The following is a 17864-nucleotide window of genomic DNA, read 5'->3' as shown; positions in this document are numbered from 1 at the left end:
GTGCGCGGGCAGTTCCGGACACGTGGGCTCGAGGTGTGCAGCGGGTCGGGTTCTCAGGCCGCGGATGCCTCGCCGACGGGCAGCTCGGCGACGATCTGCCGCACGGCGTCGCGGCCGGCGCGATTCGCGCCGACGGTCGACTGCGACGGCCCGTAGCCGATGAGGAACAGACGCGGGTCGTCGAGCGAGCGGGTGTCGGCGACCCGGTACCCGCCATGCGGCGTGCGCAGGCCGAGCGGGGCGAGGTGGTCGACCGCGGCCCGGAACCCGGTCGCCCAGAGGATCGCGTCGGCCGGTTCGAACGTGCCGTCCGGCATTCTGACGCCGTACTCCTCGATGGACGCGAACATCGGATGCCGCACCAGCACGCCGCGCGCCTGCGCCGCCCGCGCCCACGGGCTCCAGTGCATGCCGGTGACCGAGATCACGCTGCCGGGCGGCAGGCCCTCGCGCACGCGCGCCTCGACGCCCGCGATCGCGGCGACGCGGGCCGGCACGTCGAAGTCGTCCTCGATCCACTCGGGTTCGCGCCGTGTGACCCAGAACGTGTCGGCGACGTGCGAGATCTCGTCGAGCAGCTGCACCGCCGAGATGCCCGCGCCGACGATGACGACGCGCTGGCCCGCGAACTCGTCGGCCGAGACGTAGTCGGCTACGTGCAACTGGCGCCCGCGGAACCGGTCGACGCCCGGATACCAGGGTCGGAACGGGCGAGTCCACGTGCCGGTCGCGTTGATCACGTACCTCGCAGCCCAGGTTCGCGAGCCGCTCGCCGAGTCCGTCTCGACGAGCAGTCGCCCGTTCGGGTCATCGTCGGCGCGGCGCACGGCGCGCACGCGCACCGGGCGCTCGACGGGCAGGTCGAACCGGCGTTCGTACTCGGCGAAGTAGGGCGGCAGCACGTCGCGGGCGGATGCCTCGGGGTCGGCTGGCGGTACGGGGAAGCCGGGCAGCTCGTGGATGCCGTTCACGGTCGCCATCTTCAGCGACGCCCACCGGTGCTGCCAGGCGCCGCCCGGCGCCCGCTCGCGGTCGAGCACGACGAACGACAACCGGCCGTCGCCGCGGCGACGCAGGTGGTACGCCGCCGAGAGTCCCGCCTGCCCGGCGCCGATCACGACGACGTCCACGGATACGGGATCCATGCCCGCATCAACTCGCTCGCGCGGGGGAGTATTCCGCGGCGGATTCGGCCGAGATGTCGGCGGGATTCCGTCGTGCGGCGGAGGCTGCGGAGGCATCCGATGCGCTGTCATGGTGACATGACGCAACCCGACGTGCCCGCCGCAGTGCCTGCCGCCGCCCACGTGAACGCCGCGCCGGCGGCGCTCGGCCCCGCCGACCGGCAGCGTGCGAAGAACGCCGCGCGCGGACCGATCTTCCCGACGTCGGTGCCGTGGGTCGCCGTCGCGGTGTACGTCGTGATCGCGTTCGCCGGCGCCTGGCTCGTCGCACTGCCGCTGTGGACCTCGGGCGAGGGCCTGCGGCATCCGCTCTTCGGTCTCATCACGCCCGCGATGATGTTCATGCCCGCGCTCGCGACCCTCATCGTCGTGCTGTGGGTCAAGCGACCCGCGAGCATCCCGCGGTACCTCGGTCTCTCGCCGATGCGGCCCGCCGGGCGCACCTGGCTGTTCATCGCGCTCGGTTTCGTGTTCTTCACCGCCTTGCCGTTCGTCGCGATGCTGCTCGGCGACGTGATGGGGCTGCTGCGCCTGGACCTGTCCGGGCTCAGCGGGGTGCAGGCCGCCATCGACGCGAGCGGCGGGCAGGGCGGCTCGGGCGGGCTCGACGCCGCCGCCGTGGTCGCCCTCAACCTGGCCCTGCTGCCGTTCGTGACCGCGCTGAACTGCGTGGCCACCTTCGGCGAGGAGATCGGATGGCGCGGCTGGCTGCTGCCGTCGCTGCGCCCTCTCGGCACGGTGTGGGCGCTCATCGTGTCGGGCGTCATCTGGGGGCTCTGGCACGCGCCGCTCATCCTGCTCGGCTACAACTACCAGCGCACCGACGTGCTGGGCCTTGCGAGCATGGTCGCGTTCTGCGTGCTCACCGGGTTCGTGATCGGCTGGCTGAGGCTGCGCTCGGCGTCGGTATGGCCCGCCGTGGTCGCGCACGCGGCGATCAATACGGCGACCGCGCAGTTCCTGCTGCTGGCCGACGCCGACTCGCTCGCCGACCCGGCCGGGCTCTGGGGCAATGTGCTCGGTTGGCCGGGATGGATCCTGCTTCTCGTGGCGATCGTGGTCATCGTCGCAACCGGGCAGCTGCGCACGCAGCCGCAGCCGGGCCTGACGCTCGCGGAATCGCAGGTGGGGAGGAGCGTGTGACCCTCGGTTGAGGGGGTGGCGTGGCATCCATCGCGTCGGATGTCTCTGTCAGACTCGACCGTGCGCGCGATGAGGTCCGTCGTGTGCGTGGAAGGTTCGCAGTCCACCGCGTCGGCGTAGCCGGTCTCACCCGACGGACTCGACCTCCGCCCCGTGCGCCCGCAGCCACTCCAGCAGCACCACGACATGGTTGCGGTGTTCGTCGCGCAGGCCGTACAACAGGGTCACCCGGTCGTGTTCACGGCCGAGCGCGAGCAGCCCCCCGGTCGCCGGGTTGTCGTCGAGCTCAGCACGGTAGCGGGCGGCGAACGCGTCGAACGTGCCCTCGCGATCGGTGGCGTGATGCCACTCGGCGCGCAGCCCGGGGGAGGGGGCGAGGTCCTTGTCCCAGAGGTCGAGTGCGGCGTGCTCCTTCGAAATTCCTCGCGGCCACAGGCGATCGACGAGGACGCGGAACCCGTCGGACGATTCGGCGGGTTCGTACACGCGCTTCAGGGTGAACGCCATGGCTCCAGTGTGCCGCGAACCATTGCCGCCCGCTCTGGTAGACTCTTGAGGTTGCCGTGAATCGGCCGCGCATCAAGAGAGCCCGGGCAGACCGCCCAAGGGCAGCGCGCAACGAGAAGAAAGGGGATCCCTCTATGGCACTGGATGCAGAGACCAAGAAGGCGATCATCGAAGAGTACGCGACGCACCCCGGTGACACTGGATCCCCCGAGGTCCAGATCGCAATCCTCACCAAGCGCATCAAGGACCTCACCGAGCACCTGAAGGAGCACAAGCACGACCACCACTCGCGTCGTGGCCTGCTGCTCCTCGTCGGTCAGCGTCGTCGTCTGCTCGGATACCTCTCCGACGTCGACATCAACCGCTACCGTGCGCTCATCGAGCGTCTCGGGCTGCGCCGATAAGGTTCGACCGACACGGTTCGACCGATCGGGCGTACATCGTCTTCCCGAAGGCCCCCGCCACTCCTCGGAGTCGCGGGGGTCTTCGCTGTTCCCGCAGGGCGAGCAGTCAGGCAGCGAGTTCCGCGAGCCGCGCGACCGACCGGAACTGCGCGGGCGCGCCCGGCCCGAACGACTGCGCCCGCAGCCGGCGGTGCGCCTGCGAACGAGTCGGGCATCGCGTCCCAGATCACCGCCCGCCTACGCTGGAGGCATGCCCCGCTGGATCGCCGCCCTTCGCATCGTGCTGCCCGTGTTCTGGATCGGCGCGCTCGTCGCGCTGTCGTTCCTCGAGACGCCGCTGAAGTTCCAGGCGCCGGGCATCACCATCCCGCTTGGGCTCGGCATCGGGCGCATCATGTTCACCGCGCTCGCGATCCTCGGCGGCGTGGTGCTCGTCGCGACGACGCTCGTGCATCTGCGGCCGCGCCCCGCTCGGTCGTCGGTCGTGGTGCTCGCGGCGATCTGGCTGGTCTACCTCGTCGAGACGTTCGCGATCCGTCCGGCGCTCAGTGTGCGCACCGACGCGGTCATCGCCGGTGAGGAAGCGGGCGGGTCGAGCCTCCATTACGTCTACATCGCGGCGGATGTCACGCTGTTGGCGTTGCTCGTCGCCCTCGTCGTCGTGACGTGCCGCGCGGTGCTGCCGGCGGAGGCCGGTCGGCCCGTACGCTGACCCGGTGACCCGAACACACCGACGTTCCGCGCGCCGTGTCGCCGCCTCCACCGCCGTTCCCGCCGGCCTCGTCCTCTGCGCCTGGCTGCTGCTCGGTGCGCCGATCACCTCGGCCGATGCGACGAGTGCGATCGACGAGCTTCTCGTGCAGGCCGGGCTCGAGGGCGTGTTCGGCGATGGCTCCCGCGGCGCGTCGGGCTCCGAGGCATCCGACCTGCTCGTCGCCGAAGCCGACCCGGCGGCCCGGGCGACCTACGAGCGCGACCGGTTCGGCGACGCGTGGGCCGATGTCGATCGCAATGGGTGCGACACCCGCAACGACATCCTGAAGCGCGATCTCGACGGGGTCGTGCACCGGCGGGGCAGTTCGTGCGTGGTGAGCCGAGGCGTGCTCGCCGATCCGTACACCGGCACGGTGATCCGTTTCGAACGCGGCCAGCGCAGCGACCGAGTGCAGATCGACCACATCGTGCCGCTGGCGTACGCGTGGCGGCACGGGGCATCCGGGTGGAGCGACGACGAGCGCCGGGCGTTCGCGAACGACCCCGCGAACCTGCTCGCCGTCGACGGGCGCACCAACCAGGCCAAGCGCGACCAGGGGCCGGGTGAGTGGATGCCGCCCAGCGATGCCGCGGCGTGCGACTACGTCGAGCGGTTCACGCAGGTCGTAGTCGGCTACCGCCTCACGGTCGATCCGGTGGATGCGCGGGTGATCGCGGACGTCGAGGCCGGGTGCGACTGAGCGCCCACCGCTACGCGTTCGCGCGTGCGCGGTAGGCGCGCACCGCCATGCGGTTGCCGCACCTGGCCGAGCAGAACCGCCGTGAGCCGTTCTTCGACACGTCGACGAACAGCGCCGTGCAGTCGTCGGCCTCGCACTCGCGCAGCCGGTCGAGCGCGTCGGCGCGGATGACGTCGACGAACGACATGGCGGCCTCGACGAGGATGCGCTCGGCGAGCGGCGAGTCGAACGACACGGCGTGGATGTGCCAGCCGAGGTCGTCGTGGTTCACCAGGCGGGGCAGCGCATTCGCCTCGGCGAGGATCGCGTTGACCTCGTCGACGGCGTCGTCGCGCGGCAGCAGCCACAGGTGCCGCAGGCGCTCGCGGGCGGCGCGCACCTCGTCGAGCTCGCGGGCGTCGCCGTCGCGTCGGCCGGTGTAGATCCACTGGTCGAGCAGGGCGGCCAGTTGCGCTTGCGTCTCGAGTTCGTCGTCGCCCGATGCGGATGCCTCGGGCACGGTGTCGGCGAGCGCGGCCATGAACCCGAGCGCGCTGATCGTGTCATGGGTGAAAATCATTTGACTCCTGACATCCTCGTCCAGTATCGTCGCGATCAGATCGAACTGTCACGAGCATAACGAAGTTCGCCCATGACGGCGGATCGGATGCGACGAAGCTGTGGAGGACCGGATGCGGGCATCGCGCGGACTGCTCGGAATCCTGCTCGGCCTGGGCGCCGGGCTGGCCTTCGGAGCCGGCGGGGCGATCGTCAAGCCGCTCTTCGAGGCCGGATGGAGCCCCGGCGCCGCGGTGTTCGCGCGGATCGTCGTCGGTGCGACGCTGCTCGTCGTTCCGGGCCTGATCGCGCTTCGCTTCGACCTGCGGCCGCTCTGGCGTGCGAAGTGGACGGTGCTGCTCTACGGGCTCGTCGCCGTCGCCGGGGTGCAGCTCGCGTTCTACGCGTCGCTCGAGCGCATCCCCGTGTCGATGTCGCTGCTCATCGAGTACCTCGCCCCGGTCGCGCTCGTGCTGTTCGTGTGGGTGCGTACGCGACGCGTGCCGCAGCGCATCGTGCTCGCCGGGTCGCTGCTCTCGGTCGTCGGCCTCGTGCTCGTGATCGGCCCCGGCGGCGGGCCGATGGACCCGCTCGGCATCGCCTTCGCGTTCATCGCGATGATCGGTGTCTGCGTCTACTACGCGATCGGCGAGCGAGCCGGCGACCAGCTTCCGCCGATCGCACTCGCCGCGGCCGGGTTCGTGGTCGGCGGCATCGCGCTCGGCGTCGCCGGGCTGACGGGCCTGCTGCCGATGCGCGCGACCTTCGGCGAGGTCGACTTCCTCGGCGGCACGGCGCCCTGGTTCGTGCCGCTGCTCGTGGTCGGCGTGATCTCGACCGCGTTCGCCTACGTCGCGGGCATCGCCGCGATCGGCATCCTCGGCGCGCGGCTCGCCGCGTTCTTGGGACTGAGCGAGGTGGTGTTCGCGGGCATCGTCGGCTGGATCCTGCTCGGCGAGGCGCTCGGCCCGCTGCAGCTGGTGGGCGGGGTCTTCATCCTCGCGGGCATCGTGTGCGTGCGCCTCGAACGGCGTGCGCCCGACCCGGCCGCGTTGGCGCTCGACGTCGACCTGGTGCCGGCCGGGTCCGGTACGGATCGGCGCGGATAGGCTCGACGCCATGCGCATCGGCGTCGTCATCCTGCCCAATTCGACTGGCCCGAGGCCGCCCGCCCGTGGCGTCGGGCCGAAGAGCTCGGCTTCGACCACGCCTGGACCTACGATCACCTGTCGTGGCGCAGCCTCGCGGGCGAACGCTGGCACGCCACCGTGCCGACGCTCGCGGGCGCCGCGCTCTCGACCGAGCGCATCGGGCTCGGCACCTTCGTCGCGAGCCCGAACTACCGGCATCCGGTGCCGTTCGCGAAGGACCTCGCGACCCTCGACGACCTCGCGGGCGGGCGGCTCCTGCTCGGCGTCGGCTCGGGCGGCACGGGGTTCGACGCGACCGTGCTCGGCGACGAGGTGCTCTCGCCGCGCGACCGGCACGCGCGGTTCGTCGAGTTCGTGCGCGCGCTCGACGTGCTGCTGCGGTTCGAGGACCCGGGTTCGGGCGGCATCTCGTTCACCGGCGACTGGTACACGGCAGTGAGCGCCCGAATGGTGGGCGATCCGGCTCAGCGGCCGCGCATGCCGTTGCTCGTCGCGGCGAACGGGCCGAAGACCATCCGGTTCGCCACCGGCTACGACGGCTGGGTGACCACGGGCGCCGAGGCCGAACCCGGCGGCTCGGCCGGGTGGTGGCGTCACATCGGCGAACTGCGGGAGCGGTTCGACGAAGCGTGGGCCGCCGCGGGCCGCGCCGGTGAGCCGGTGCGGATGCTCTCGCTCGACAGCGACGGCGTCTACACCCTCGCGAGCGAGCAGGCGTTCATCGACGCCGTCGGGCGCGCCGACGAGCTCGGATTCACCGACGTGATCGTGCACTGGCCGAGAGCCGACGGCATCTACGCCGGCGACGAGGCCGTGCTCGAGGCCATCGCCGCGTCGGGGTTCGGCGGGTTCAGCGAGACACGCTGACGGGCGGCGCCGGTAGCCTGAGGCGGTGCCACGCTCCAAGCCCCTGCTCCTCTGGGAGCCGTTCCCCTACCTCGTGCTCGTCGTGCTGCTCATCGCGACCGGGTTCGTCCGACCGAGTTCGCCGCCATGGCTGCTGTGGCCGCTCATGGCACTCATCGCGGCATCCCTCGCCTGGATCGTCGTGGCGATCGCGCTCGAGCGCCGCCGTCGCAACCCCGACCAGTGGGGCAACGTCGACACGTTCGACGGCCTCGAACTCGTCGACGCGCTGCCGGCCGAGCGGTCGGTGCGGGCGGTCGCGCCCGTCGCCGACACCGAACGGCACCGGCGCGCGATCGAGCTCGCGCGCCTGAACGGCGGCGCCGAGCAGCAGGCCGTGCTCGTGCCGCGTGCGAGCCGCTGGCTGTCGATGAGATACCGGGTCGGCGTGCAGCTCAGCGGCGGCGGGCAGCCGCGGCACGCGGGCTTCCTCCGCGCCGACGCGCAGGAGCGCTGGGGTGCGCTGCTCGACGGCCTGCGAACACGCGGCGAGTATGTGCGCGTCCCCGCGTTCATCACCGGCGCCGAGGGCCGGTTCGGCGTCGAGCTCGACGTGAGCGGCCTCGAAGCGCTCGAGGGCGGCGGCGCACCCGCGCAATGACGTGCGCTGCGGGCCGTTCGTCCACGATCGGCCCGCAGCTCTGTCCCTCGAACGGGGTACACGGTTATCGTCTCGTCCCAGAGCGCCTCGACGAGGAGGCGCCGACGAATGGAGTACCGATGTATCGAACTGCAAGGTCATCCAGACGCACCTTCGGAATCGCGGTCGCCGCAGTGGCGGCCGCAGCGCTCGTGCTCACGCCGATGAACGCCGCCACCGCGGCACCCTCGGCGAAGGCGTGCGAGCAGCGCAACAACAACTCGGTCGACAAGCTCCTCGAGTGCGTGAAGCGCGGGGGAGTGCTCGAGCACCTGGACGCGTTCCAGCGCATCGCCGACGAGAACGGCGGCAACCGCGCGGCGGGGCTCCCCGGCTACGAGGCGAGCGCCGACTACGTCGCCGACCGGCTCACGCGCGCCGGCTGGAACGTCACGTTCGACGAGTTCCCGTACACCTACATCGGACCGTCGACCCTCACCCAGCTCACGCCCACCGAGGCCGACCACGAGACCGGCGCCTACACCGGGTCGGGATCGGGCGAGATCACCGGCACGATCATCGCGGTCGACGTCGTGCTCGCCCAGCCCGCCGATACGTCGAGCGGATGCGAGCCCGAGGACTTCGACCCCGCGGCGTTCGCGGGTGAGACCGACATCGCGCTCATCCAGCGCGGCACGTGCAACTTCTCGGTCAAGGTCGAGAACGCGGTCGCCGCCGGCGCCGAGGCGGTCATCATCTTCAACCAGGGCAACGACCCCACCCGTGAGGGCCTCATCGTCGGCACGCTCGACCCGCTCGTCGTCGACATCCCCGTCGTCGGGGCGAGCTTCGCCGCGGGCGTCGCGCTCGCCGAGGCGGGCTCGACGGCGTTCATCTCGGTGCCGCAGCCCGAAGAGCGCCCGCAGCGCAATGTCATCGCCGAACTGCCGGGCAAGAACCGCGACAACGTGGTGATGCTCGGCTCCCACCTCGACTCGGTGCAGGCCGGGCCGGGCATCAACGACAACGGCAGCGGCTCGGCAGCGCTGCTCGAGATCGCCGAGCACATCGGCAAGCTGAAGCCGCAGAACACGCTGCGGTTCGCCTGGTGGGGCGCCGAGGAGGACGGCCTGCTCGGGTCGGAGGCGTACGTCGAGGGGCTCGACCAGGCGCAACTCGACCGCATCGCGCTGTACCTCAACTTCGACATGATCGCGTCGCCGAACTTCATCTACATGGTGTACGACGGGGACGAGTCGGGGTACCCGGCTCCGGTTCCGGTCCCCGAGGGCTCGATCCAGATCGAGGACCTGTTCGAGAGCTACTTCACTGCGCTGCGGATCCCGTACGACGACGCCGAGTTCAGCGGGCGCAGCGACTACGAGGCGTTCATCCTGAACGGCATTCCGGCGGGCGGCCTGTTCACGGGCGCCGAGGTCGTGAAGACCGAGCAGCAGGCCGCGATCTGGGGCGGAACCGCGGGTGCGCAGTACGACCCGTGCTACCACCTCGCGTGCGACACGCGACAGAACATCGATGCGAAGGCGTTGTACGTGAATGTGGGCGCGATCGCCACGGCGCTGTTCACCTACGCCTACTCGACCGAGAAGGTCAACGGTGTGAAGGGCGCGAAGTTCACGATCGGCGACCTGCTGCCGCGTCCGGCCGGCCCTCAGGGCACGGTCGGCGGCTCAGGCGGCCTCGCGCACGAACACGGCGTACGTGAAGCGGCCTGATCGGGTCGGCTGAGCGCGTCGCATCCGCGAACGAGGGGTCCGTCCTTCCGGGCGGGCCCCTCGGCGTGCGTCAGGCGGCGGTGCGCGTCACGCCGTCTGCGCCGACTCGCCGGCCTCCTCGGCCGCGAGCTGCGCGCGCACCTGGTCCATGTCGAGCGAGCGCACCTGGCCGATCAGGTCGTCGAGCATGGCGCGGGGCAGGGCGCCGGCCTGGGCGAACACGCCGATCCCGTCCTTGAAGGCCATGATCGTCGGGATCGAGGTGATGTTCATGGCCGCCGCGAGCTGCTGCTCGGCGTCGGTGTCGACCTTCGCGAACACGAGGTCGGGGTTGGCCTCGCTCGCCGCCTCGAAGTGGGGGGCGAACTGGCGGCAGGGTCCGCACCAAGCGGCCCAGAAGTCGACGAACACGGTGCCGCCCTCGAGGATCGTCTGCTCGAAGGTGTCCAAGGTGAGGGGAAGCGTGGCCATCCCAGTAGCGTACGACTCGTTGCCGTGAGCACGCCTCGTGTTCGCTGTGGGCCGTCGGTGGGCGGGCTATCGTGAGAGCCGTGACGGGAGTTGACGATCGACGCGGCGTGTTCCGCCGGCGCGCAGGCGACGGCACGTTCCGCGCCACGCCCGCAGGCGTGGTCGGTCCGCCTCCGGCCGGCTGGCAGCTCGATGCCGAGGCCCTCGACGCCGCGATTCCCGATCTCGACTGGCGCCGGCTTCCCGACGGGGCCGAACGCGACGTGTTCGACGCTCCGAGCGGGCCGCTCGCGCGAATCGCGATGGGGCCGGTCGACGGGCAGCGGGTGGTGCTCATCCCCGGGGCGACCGGCTCCAAGGAAGACTTCGTGCTCATGCTGCCGCTGCTGGCCGACGCGGGCTACCGGGTCGAGTCGTTCGACCTCGCCGGGCAGTACGAGTCGAGCGAGGCCGGGCCGTGGCGACTCGACCCGCCGCGCGAGAGTTACGACGAGCAGCTGTTCCTCGACGACGTGCTGGCCGTGCTCGACGCCGGGTCGCCGGCCGCGCACGTGCTCGGCTACAGCTTCGCGGGAACGCTCGCCCAGCTCGCCCTCGCCGCCCGACCCGACCGGTTCGCGAGCCTCGCGCTGCTGAGCTGCCCGCCCGAGGTCGGCCAGGCGTTCCGCACGGTCAAGCGCATCGGACCGCTCTCGACGCTCACGAACGCGCACCAGGGCGCTGCACTCATGCTCTGGGGCATCCGCAACAACCTCAACAAGGTGCCGCCGGGCCGGCTCGCGTTCGTGCGCGAACGGTTCGCGCTCACCCACCGCCAGAGCGTCGACGACATCATCGCGCTCATGATGGCCACCCCCGACGTCCGCGCCGAGGTCGCGGCGTCGCCGGTGCCGAAGCTCGTCGCGGTCGGGGCGCACGACCTCTGGCCGCTCGAGCGCCACGAGGCGTTCGCCGAAGAGATCGGGGCGCAGGTCGCCGTCTACGCCACCGGGCATTCGCCGTGCGAGACGGCGCCGCACCAGCTCGTGCGCGACCTGCTCGCGCTGTACGCGCGGTCGTGAGGCGCGCAGGCGCGCAGGCGCGCAGGCTCTCAGGCGAAGCGCGGGCCCTCGGCCTCGGGATCGGTCGTCGCCGGGTCGTCGTCCTCGGCGACGGGCGGCCGGGCCGGCTGACCGGAGCGGCGGTCTTCCAGTCGTTCGAGCGGCGGCCAGGCGCGCACCTCGACCGCGAGGGTGTGGAAGGCCATCCGGATGCGCCGGCTGAAGCCGGGCCAGTGGTCGAACGGGCGTGCGGACACGCCGACGAGCAGGGTCTTGTCGAGCACGACGGTCATGCCGGGCTGCATCCACCAGGCGAGGTCGAAGTCGTCGTGCAGGTCGGGTCGGTCGCGGTGCACGATGGTGCGCAGCTGCGCCCAGGCATCGGCCCGCAGCGCGTAGTTGGAGCCGAAGATCGGCGGATGCCCGAGCAGCAGCCCGATGAACCAGAAGTAGCCGGCGATGTAGACGTGCCGCCCCGCCCAGCGGGTGAAGCGGCCGCCGCCGTAGAACTCGCCCGGCCCGGTGAGCACCGTCGGGCGGTCGGGTTCGGCCATGCGGCGCTCGATGCGCTCGATCCAGTCGCGCGGCGGGATCGAGTCGGCGTCGAGCCGGGCGATCAGGTCTCCGGATGCCGCGTCGAATCCCGCGGCGGTCGCCGGCCAGATGCCGCGCAGGGGCTCGCGTACCAGCGTCGCGCCGGCGGCCACCGCGATCGCGGCGGAGTCGTCGGTCGAGCCGTTGTCGACGACGATCACCTCGTCGGCGGGGCGGGTCTGCGCGGCGAGCGCGTCGAGGCACGCCGCGAGGAACGCCGCGTCGTCGAGACACGGGATCACCACCGAGATCTTCGCCATCATCTGGGAGTCTAGAGCGAGGCGATCCGTGGCATCCGATGCGCCCGAGGAATCGCGGAATAATCTCGACCTTCCTGCGTTCTATGCAAATGCATCGAACAGCAACCGACCACACAGCACAGCCCAGGAGGACGCCATGATGCAGTTCGGAATCTTCACCGTCAGCGACATCACGCAGGATCCGACGACCGGCCGCACGCCGAGCGAGGCCGAGCGCATCCAGGCGACCCTGACCATCGCCAAGCACGCCGAAGAGGTCGGTCTCGACGTCTTCGCGCTCGGCGAGCACCACAACCCGCCGTTCTGGTCGTCGTCGCCGACCACGACCCTCGCGTACATCGCCGGGCAGACCGAGCGGCTGCAGCTGTCGACCGCGACCACCCTCATCACCACCAACGACCCGGTGAAGATCGCCGAGGACTACGCGATGCTGCAGCACGTGTCGGGCGGGCGCGTCGACCTCATGATCGGCCGCGGCAACACCGGTCCGGTCTACCCGTGGTTCGGCAAGGACATCCGCCAGGGCCTGCCCATCGCGGTCGAGAGCTACGAGCTGCTGCACCGCCTCTGGCGTGAGGACGTCGTCGACTGGGAGGGCAGGTTCCGCACCCCGCTGCAGGGCTTCACCGCCACGCCGCGCCCACTCGACGGCGTGCCGCCGTTCGTCTGGCACGGCTCGATCCGCACGCCCGAGATCGCCGAGCAGGCGGCCTACTACGGCGACGGGTTCTTCGCGAACCACATCTTCTGGCCCGCCTCGCACACCAAGCGCATGATCGCCCTCTACCGTCAGCGCTACGAGCACCACGGCCACGGCACCGCCGAGCAGGCGATCGTCGGCCTCGGCGGCCAGGTCTTCATGCGCAAGAACTCGCAGGACGCGGTGCGCGATTTCCGTCCGTACTTCGACAACGCGCCGGTGTACGGCCACGGCCCGACCCTCGAGGAGTTCACCGAGCAGACGCCGCTGACCGTCGGCAGCCCGCAGGAGGTCATCGACCGCACGCTCGGGTTCCGCGACTACGTCGGCGACTACCAGCGCCAGCTCTTCCTGCTCGACCACGCCGGGCTGCCGCTGAAGACGGTGCTCGAGCAGCTCGACCTGCTCGGCGAGGAGGTCGTTCCGGTGCTGCGGCGCGAGTTCGCGAAGAACCGGCCCGAGCAGGTTCCGGATGCCCCGACGCACGCCTCGCTCGTGAAGGCGGTCTACGGCGACGACGAGCCGCGGCAGGCCACCCCGAACGCGAACCGCGGCGATAACCTGACCGTCGGCTCGCCGTACCAGGACCCGGGCGCCACGCGTCGCGAGTCCGCCCCGACCAGCACCGGCTCGGCCTTCGGCCCCGCCGCCACCCGGAAGTGAGCACCGACATGACCACCGAGACATCCGCCACCAAGCGCATCGTCGTCGTCTCGTCGGGCCTGTCGACGCCGAGCTCCACCCGCCAGCTCGCCGATCGGCTCGCGGGCGACGCCGTCGCCCAGCTCCGCGAGCGCGGGCACGACGTCGACGTGCAGGTATTCGAGCTGCGCGACCTCGCGCACGACATCACGAACCACCTGCTGATGGGCTTCGCCCCGCCGAAGCTCGAGGCCGCGCTCGACGCGGTCGCCTCGGCCGACGGGCTCATCGCGGTGACGCCGATCTTCACGACCAGCTACGCCGGGCTGTTCAAGTCGTTCATCGACGTGATCGACCCGCAGGCGCTCACCGATCTGCCCGTGCTGATCGGGGCGACCGGCGGCACGCCACGGCACTCGCTCGCGATCGACTACGCGATCCGGCCCCTGTTCACCTATCTGCACGCGACGCCGGTGACGACGGGTGTGTTCGCCGCGACGAGCGACTGGGGCGATGGCGGCGACGGGGTGCGGTCGCTGCCCGAGCGCATCTTCCGTGGCGCGAAGGAGTTCGCCGACCTCGTCGAGCGCACCGACCGTCGCGACCTCGTGAACGACCCGTTCGCGCTCGACCGGCCGATGGGCCACCTGATCGGCGGGCTCGCGGGGGAGTAGCGGCGCAGCGTGCCTATTCGAGCACGAACGTCACCTCGAGCGTGACCTGCCAGGTGCGGATGACGCCGTCCTCGATCTCGACGGTCTGATCCTTCACCCAGGCGCCGCTCACGTTGCGGAGGGTCGCGCTCGCGCGTTCGATGCCCTCTCGGATGGCTCCCTCGAAGCTGTCCGCCGAGCGGGCGGTGATGGTGGTGACTCGTGCGACGGACATGTCGCACCTCCTCGAATCGTCGGTTTCGCCGCCATCCTCCGTCGGCCCGGTGGCGGCGGAAAGGGGGTTGACGGCACCCGATCGGCGCGATTCCGGGCCCGGCTGCTAGGATCGATGTGGCGCCCGGGTTCTCCGGGCGTCGCACGGAGCAGGCCGGCAGGAAGCTGGTCCCCTGTGGTGGATCACCAATCGCACGTACGAACGCGCTGTCGAATGGTGGACTTCTACTGGTGGCCAGCGCGAGCGAGGCATCCTGTCCCGCTCATACTGCCTGTTTCCCCTGCTCCTCTGTAGGAGTCGTACCCGCACGGGCGCGACGTTAAACAAAGGAGAGAGACCTCTTGGAAGGTCCTGAGATCACGTTCGCCGAGACCGTCATCGACAACGGTCGATTCGGCACCCGCACCATCCGGTTCGAGACCGGCCGACTCGCGCAGCAGGCGCAGGGTTCGGCCGTCGCGTACATCGACGAGGAGACCATGCTCCTGTCGGCGACGAGCGTCTCGAAGCAGCCGAAGGAGCAGTTCGACTTCTTCCCCCTGACCATCGACGTCGAAGAGCGCATGTACGCCGCGGGCCGCATCCCCGGCTCGTTCTTCCGCCGCGAGGGCCGCCCGTCCACCGAGGCGATCCTCACCTGCCGCCTGATCGACCGCCCGCTGCGCCCCTCGTTCGTCGAGGGCCTGCGCAACGAGGTGCAGGTCGTCGTCACCGTGCTGGCCATCGAGCCCGACGAGCTCTACGACGTGCTCGCCATCAACGCCGCGTCGCTCTCGACGCAGCTCTCGGGCCTGCCGTTCTCGGGCCCGGTCGCCGGCGTGCGCGTCGCGCTCATCCCGGGTGAGCAGGGCAGCGGCCAGTGGGTCGCCTTCCCGAAGCACTCGCAGCTCGAGGATGCCGTGTTCAGTATGGTCGTCGCCGGTCGCGTCGTGACCGAGAACGACGGCTCGCAGGACGTCGCGATCATGATGATCGAGGCCGAGGCCACCGACAACGCGTGGAACCTGATCAAGGCCGGCGCCGTCAAGCCGAACGAAGAGATCATCGCGCAGGGCATCGAGGCATCCAAGCCCTTCATCAAGCAGCTCGTCGAGGCGCAGCAGCAGGTCGCGGCCACCGCGGCCAAGCCGACCGCCGAGTACCCCACGTTCCCGCCGTACCAGCCGTCGACCTATGACGCCGTCGCCGAGCTCGCCTACGAGGAGCTCAAGGGCGTCTACCAGATCGCCGGCAAGGTCGAGCGCCAGGACGCCGACGACGCGCTGAAGGCGCGCGTGAAAGAGGCCATCGCCCGGAAGGTCGAGGCGGGCGAGCTGCCCGAGTCGGCTCTCGGCGAGGTGTCGGCCGCCTACAAGTCGGTCACGAAGCTCGTCGTGCGCTCGCGCGTGCTCGAGGAGGGCGTGCGCATCGACGGCCGCGGCCTGGCCGACATCCGTCCGCTCGACGCCGAGGTGCAGGTCGTGCCCCGCGTGCACGGCTCGGCCATCTTCCAGCGCGGCGAGACCCAGATCCTGGGCGTCACCACGCTGAACATGCTGAAGCTCGAGCAGCAGATCGACTCGCTGAGCCCGGTCACCAAGAAGCGCTACATGCACAACTACAACTTCCCGCCGTACTCGACGGGTGAGACGGGTCGTGTGGGTTCGCCCAAGCGCCGCGAGATCGGCCACGGCGCGCTCGCCGAGCGCGCGCTCGTGCCGGTGCTGCCGAGCCGCGACGAGTTCCCGTACGCGATCCGCCAGGTGTCCGAGGCGCTCGGCTCGAACGGCTCGACGTCGATGGGCTCGGTCTGCGCGTCGACGCTGTCGCTGCTGAACGCGGGCGTGCCGCTGCGCGCGCCGGTCGCCGGCATCGCGATGGGCCTCATCTCCGACACGGTCGACGGTGAGACCCGCTACGCGGCGCTCACCGACATCCTGGGCGCCGAGGACGCGCTCGGCGACATGGACTTCAAGGTCGCCGGTACCTCGGAGTTCGTCACCGCGATCCAGCTCGACACGAAGCTCGACGGCATCCCCGCCTCGGTGCTCGCCGGCGCGCTGACGCAGGCGAAGGATGCGCGCACCACCATCCTCCAGGTGCTGAACGCCGCGATCGACGGCCCCGACGAGATGGCTCCGACCGCGCCGCGCGTGATCTCGGTGCAGATCCCCGTCGACAAGATCGGCGAGCTGATCGGCCCCAAGGGCAAGACGATCAACTCCATCCAGGACGAGACCGGCGCCGAGATCTCGATCGAGGAGGACGGCACCGTCTACATCGGCGCGACCGACGGCCCGTCGGCCGAGGCCGCCCGCGCCCGGGTCAACGCGATCGCCAACCCGACCAACCCCGAGGTCGGCGAGCAGTTCCTCGGCACGGTCGTGAAGATCGCGACCTTCGGCGCGTTCGTCTCGCTCCTGCCCGGCAAGGACGGCCTGCTGCACATCAGCGAGGTGCGCAAGCTCGCCGGCGGCAAGCGCGTCGAGAACGTCGAGGACGTGCTGGGCGTCGGTCAGAAGATCCTCGTCGAGATCACGAAGATCGACGACCGCGGCAAGCTCTCGCTCGCCCCGGTGGTCGCCGACCCGGCCGACACCGAGGCCCGCGAGGCGACCGGCGAGCACGCCGACGCGCCCGCCGAGGGCGCCGACGTCGAGGTCTGATCCGGTTTGATCCGGAACGACGGATGCCCCGCCCGAAGCGATTCGGGCGGGGCATCCGTCATCGTGGCCTCAGAAGGCCGTGAACCGCGCGCTGCGCAGGAGCGCGTCGCGCTCGACGAGCGCGGCCTCGGCAGCCGCTCTGGCCGCCAGCCGATCGAGCTGGCGGTCGCGGTCGGTGCGACGCGACGCGCGGCGGATGCCCCAGGTCGCGAGGCCCAGCCCGCTGCGAACGGCCCAGCCGGCGACGACGCCGGAGCCGGGGTTCAGGGGTGCGGTGGTCATGATCGCTCCTCCTCGGATGTCTCGGATGTCTCGGATGCTTCGGTCGGCGTTCCGCGCACGAGCGGGAACGCGTTGAGGTGGATCTGCACGGGTCGCGACCCGGGTGTCGGCGTTCGCTTGTACGCGTCGATGTAGGTCATGAGCACCGCATCGATGTCGGCGACCAGGGCGTGCAGCTGCTCGGGCGTGAGGCGCAGGTTGATGGTGTCGCTCGTGGCGATGTCGAGCCACTCGGGCCCGAACACCTGGTCGCCCTCGGCGACGAACTCGCGGAAATTCTGCTCGCGCCCGCGGAACCACTCGTCTTCGACGAGCTTGACCGCCAGCCGCTCGGCGCTGCCCGGCGGCAGCGAACGCGCGTCGGGGATCGCGACCGAACCCGGCGTGCGCTCCCACCAGCGCTCGCGGCCCTTGCCGCGAGTGGTGTCCTCGCGCACGAGCCCGGCCTTCTCGAGCTGGCGCAGGTGATAGCTCGTCGAGCCGCTCGACTCGCCGAGTCGTTCGCCGAGCCCGCTGGCGGTCAGCGGACCGTACGCCGAGAGCTCGTCGTAGATGCGCACCCGCAGCGGGTGGGCCAGCGACTTCAGGCTCGCGCTCGGCAGCACGTGGTCGATGCCCGGATGCCTCGGGCTGCTCGGCCGGCGGGAGAGGTCTTCGTGGTTCGCCATGATGCAAAGCTATCGCTGCAAAGAAGTATTTGCAACTATTTCTTTGCAACTCGTCGCGATGCCACGCCCGAC

19 protein-coding genes and 1 pseudogene are annotated in these 17864 nt (G+C 70.7%); 12 read left to right on the top strand and 8 right to left on the bottom strand.

All coding sequences use genetic code 11. The annotated features are described in order from the left end of the window. Positions 1 to 53 precede the first annotated feature (53 nt). A complete protein-coding gene (locus FLP10_RS02155) occupies positions 54 to 1145 on the bottom strand; it encodes an FAD-dependent oxidoreductase (RefSeq protein ID WP_149159373.1) in 1092 nt (363 codons plus the stop codon). Between the two features lie 117 nt (positions 1146 to 1262). On the opposite strand from FLP10_RS02155, the gene FLP10_RS02150 reads away from it, so the two are divergent. After that, on the top strand, positions 1263 to 2327 hold the full coding sequence (locus FLP10_RS02150; protein ID WP_149159372.1) for a CPBP family intramembrane glutamic endopeptidase: 1065 nt from the start codon (positions 1263 to 1265) through the stop codon (positions 2325 to 2327). Between the two features lie 126 nt (positions 2328 to 2453). Here the strand turns inward: FLP10_RS02150 and FLP10_RS02145 are convergent, their stop codons facing one another. Beyond that, positions 2454 to 2834, bottom strand: coding sequence for a DUF488 domain-containing protein (locus tag FLP10_RS02145; RefSeq protein ID WP_149159371.1), 381 nt, complete (start codon positions 2832 to 2834; stop codon positions 2454 to 2456). A gap of 134 nt (positions 2835 to 2968) precedes the next feature. Between FLP10_RS02145 and rpsO the strand changes: the two genes are divergently transcribed. From rpsO to FLP10_RS02130, 3 genes are all read left to right on the top strand, one after another. Then, positions 2969 to 3238, top strand: coding sequence for a 30S ribosomal protein S15 (rpsO, locus tag FLP10_RS02140; protein WP_149159370.1), 270 nt, complete (start codon positions 2969 to 2971; stop codon positions 3236 to 3238). A gap of 250 nt (positions 3239 to 3488) precedes the next feature. Further along, positions 3489 to 3950: a hypothetical protein gene (locus FLP10_RS02135; RefSeq protein WP_149159369.1), complete on the top strand. Its 462-nt coding sequence runs from the start codon at positions 3489 to 3491 to the stop codon at positions 3948 to 3950. Positions 3951 to 3954: 4 nt separating this feature from the next. Next, positions 3955 to 4692: an HNH endonuclease family protein gene (locus FLP10_RS02130; RefSeq protein WP_210418457.1), complete on the top strand. Its 738-nt coding sequence runs from the start codon at positions 3955 to 3957 to the stop codon at positions 4690 to 4692. Positions 4693 to 4702: 10 nt separating this feature from the next. Here the strand turns inward: FLP10_RS02130 and FLP10_RS02125 are convergent, their stop codons facing one another. Beyond that, positions 4703 to 5251, bottom strand: coding sequence for a CGNR zinc finger domain-containing protein (locus FLP10_RS02125; protein WP_149159368.1), 549 nt, complete (start codon positions 5249 to 5251; stop codon positions 4703 to 4705). Between the two features lie 112 nt (positions 5252 to 5363). On the opposite strand from FLP10_RS02125, the gene FLP10_RS02120 reads away from it, so the two are divergent. The 4 genes and pseudogenes from FLP10_RS02120 (at position 5364) to FLP10_RS02105 (ending at position 9602) form a co-directional block, all read left to right on the top strand. Next, on the top strand, positions 5364 to 6338 hold the full coding sequence (locus tag FLP10_RS02120; RefSeq protein WP_149159367.1) for an EamA family transporter: 975 nt from the start codon (positions 5364 to 5366) through the stop codon (positions 6336 to 6338). 81 nt (positions 6339 to 6419) lie between these two features. Next, a pseudogene (locus tag FLP10_RS02115) lies at positions 6420 to 7247 on the top strand (LLM class flavin-dependent oxidoreductase); the annotation flags it as partial. A gap of 25 nt (positions 7248 to 7272) precedes the next feature. Next, positions 7273 to 7887, top strand: coding sequence for a hypothetical protein (locus FLP10_RS02110; protein WP_149159366.1), 615 nt, complete (start codon positions 7273 to 7275; stop codon positions 7885 to 7887). 119 nt (positions 7888 to 8006) lie between these two features. Beyond that, a complete protein-coding gene (locus FLP10_RS02105) occupies positions 8007 to 9602 on the top strand; it encodes a M28 family metallopeptidase (RefSeq protein WP_149159365.1) in 1596 nt (531 codons plus the stop codon). 87 nt (positions 9603 to 9689) lie between these two features. On the opposite strand, the gene trxA is transcribed toward FLP10_RS02105, so the two are convergent. Then, complete coding sequence (trxA, locus tag FLP10_RS02100) at positions 9690 to 10073, bottom strand: thioredoxin (RefSeq protein WP_149159364.1); 384 nt, start codon at positions 10071 to 10073, stop codon at positions 9690 to 9692. A gap of 80 nt (positions 10074 to 10153) precedes the next feature. On the opposite strand from trxA, the gene FLP10_RS02095 reads away from it, so the two are divergent. Continuing rightward, on the top strand, positions 10154 to 11134 hold the full coding sequence (locus tag FLP10_RS02095; protein WP_342780553.1) for an alpha/beta fold hydrolase: 981 nt from the start codon (positions 10154 to 10156) through the stop codon (positions 11132 to 11134). 29 nt (positions 11135 to 11163) lie between these two features. Here the strand turns inward: FLP10_RS02095 and FLP10_RS02090 are convergent, their stop codons facing one another. Continuing rightward, on the bottom strand, positions 11164 to 11967 hold the full coding sequence (locus FLP10_RS02090) for a glycosyltransferase family 2 protein (RefSeq protein WP_168209076.1): 804 nt from the start codon (positions 11965 to 11967) through the stop codon (positions 11164 to 11166). A gap of 139 nt (positions 11968 to 12106) precedes the next feature. Between FLP10_RS02090 and FLP10_RS02085 the strand changes: the two genes are divergently transcribed. Further along, on the top strand, positions 12107 to 13330 hold the full coding sequence (locus tag FLP10_RS02085; protein WP_149162031.1) for an LLM class flavin-dependent oxidoreductase: 1224 nt from the start codon (positions 12107 to 12109) through the stop codon (positions 13328 to 13330). An 8-nt stretch (positions 13331 to 13338) separates the two neighbouring features. Next, complete coding sequence (locus FLP10_RS02080; protein ID WP_149159362.1) at positions 13339 to 13983, top strand: FMN reductase; 645 nt, start codon at positions 13339 to 13341, stop codon at positions 13981 to 13983. A 13-nt stretch (positions 13984 to 13996) separates the two neighbouring features. On the opposite strand, the gene FLP10_RS02075 is transcribed toward FLP10_RS02080, so the two are convergent. After that, positions 13997 to 14197, bottom strand: a complete 201-nt coding sequence (locus FLP10_RS02075; RefSeq protein ID WP_149159361.1) for a dodecin family protein — start codon at positions 14195 to 14197, stop codon at positions 13997 to 13999. Positions 14198 to 14538: 341 nt separating this feature from the next. On the opposite strand from FLP10_RS02075, the gene FLP10_RS02070 reads away from it, so the two are divergent. Next, a complete protein-coding gene (locus FLP10_RS02070; protein ID WP_149159360.1) occupies positions 14539 to 16842 on the top strand; it encodes a polyribonucleotide nucleotidyltransferase in 2304 nt (767 codons plus the stop codon). Between the two features lie 69 nt (positions 16843 to 16911). Here the strand turns inward: FLP10_RS02070 and FLP10_RS02065 are convergent, their stop codons facing one another. After that, entirely contained in the window at positions 16912 to 17124 is a 213-nt protein-coding gene (locus FLP10_RS02065) for a hypothetical protein (protein ID WP_149159359.1), read from the bottom strand. Next, a complete protein-coding gene (locus FLP10_RS02060) occupies positions 17121 to 17792 on the bottom strand; it encodes an ArsR/SmtB family transcription factor (RefSeq protein ID WP_149159358.1) in 672 nt (223 codons plus the stop codon). Before FLP10_RS02060 ends, FLP10_RS02065 begins: the two co-directional genes overlap by 4 nt. Positions 17793 to 17864: the final 72 nt, after the last annotated feature.

The sequence above is a fragment of the Agromyces intestinalis genome (assembly GCF_008365295.1).
GTDB classification, from domain to species: Bacteria; Actinomycetota; Actinomycetes; order Actinomycetales; family Microbacteriaceae; genus Agromyces; species Agromyces intestinalis.
The sequence above is the reverse complement of the archived record's forward strand: the minus strand, read 5'-3'. Positions and strand labels throughout refer to the sequence as shown.

Coding starts and splice junctions, on each gene's coding strand:
- FLP10_RS02145 (WP_149159371.1), bottom strand. CDS start 2,834: ATGGCGTTCACCCTGAAGCGCGTGTACGAACCCGCCGAATCGTCCGAC.
- FLP10_RS02075 (WP_149159361.1), bottom strand. CDS start 14,197: ATGTCCGTCGCACGAGTCACCACCATCACCGCCCGCTCGGCGGACAGC.
- FLP10_RS02065 (WP_149159359.1), bottom strand. CDS start 17,124: ATGACCACCGCACCCCTGAACCCCGGCTCCGGCGTCGTCGCCGGCTGG.
- rpsO (WP_149159370.1), top strand. CDS start 2,969: ATGGCACTGGATGCAGAGACCAAGAAGGCGATCATCGAAGAGTACGCG.
- trxA (WP_149159364.1), bottom strand. CDS start 10,073: ATGGCCACGCTTCCCCTCACCTTGGACACCTTCGAGCAGACGATCCTC.
- FLP10_RS02135 (WP_149159369.1), top strand. CDS start 3,489: ATGCCCCGCTGGATCGCCGCCCTTCGCATCGTGCTGCCCGTGTTCTGG.
- FLP10_RS02105 (WP_149159365.1), top strand. CDS start 8,007: ATGTATCGAACTGCAAGGTCATCCAGACGCACCTTCGGAATCGCGGTC.
- FLP10_RS02120 (WP_149159367.1), top strand. CDS start 5,364: ATGCGGGCATCGCGCGGACTGCTCGGAATCCTGCTCGGCCTGGGCGCC.
- FLP10_RS02090 (WP_168209076.1), bottom strand. CDS start 11,967: ATGGCGAAGATCTCGGTGGTGATCCCGTGTCTCGACGACGCGGCGTTC.
- FLP10_RS02060 (WP_149159358.1), bottom strand. CDS start 17,792: ATGGCGAACCACGAAGACCTCTCCCGCCGGCCGAGCAGCCCGAGGCAT.
- FLP10_RS02155 (WP_149159373.1), bottom strand. CDS start 1,145: ATGGATCCCGTATCCGTGGACGTCGTCGTGATCGGCGCCGGGCAGGCG.
- FLP10_RS02125 (WP_149159368.1), bottom strand. CDS start 5,251: ATGATTTTCACCCATGACACGATCAGCGCGCTCGGGTTCATGGCCGCG.
- FLP10_RS02150 (WP_149159372.1), top strand. CDS start 1,263: ATGACGCAACCCGACGTGCCCGCCGCAGTGCCTGCCGCCGCCCACGTG.
- FLP10_RS02085 (WP_149162031.1), top strand. CDS start 12,107: ATGCAGTTCGGAATCTTCACCGTCAGCGACATCACGCAGGATCCGACG.
- FLP10_RS02080 (WP_149159362.1), top strand. CDS start 13,339: ATGACCACCGAGACATCCGCCACCAAGCGCATCGTCGTCGTCTCGTCG.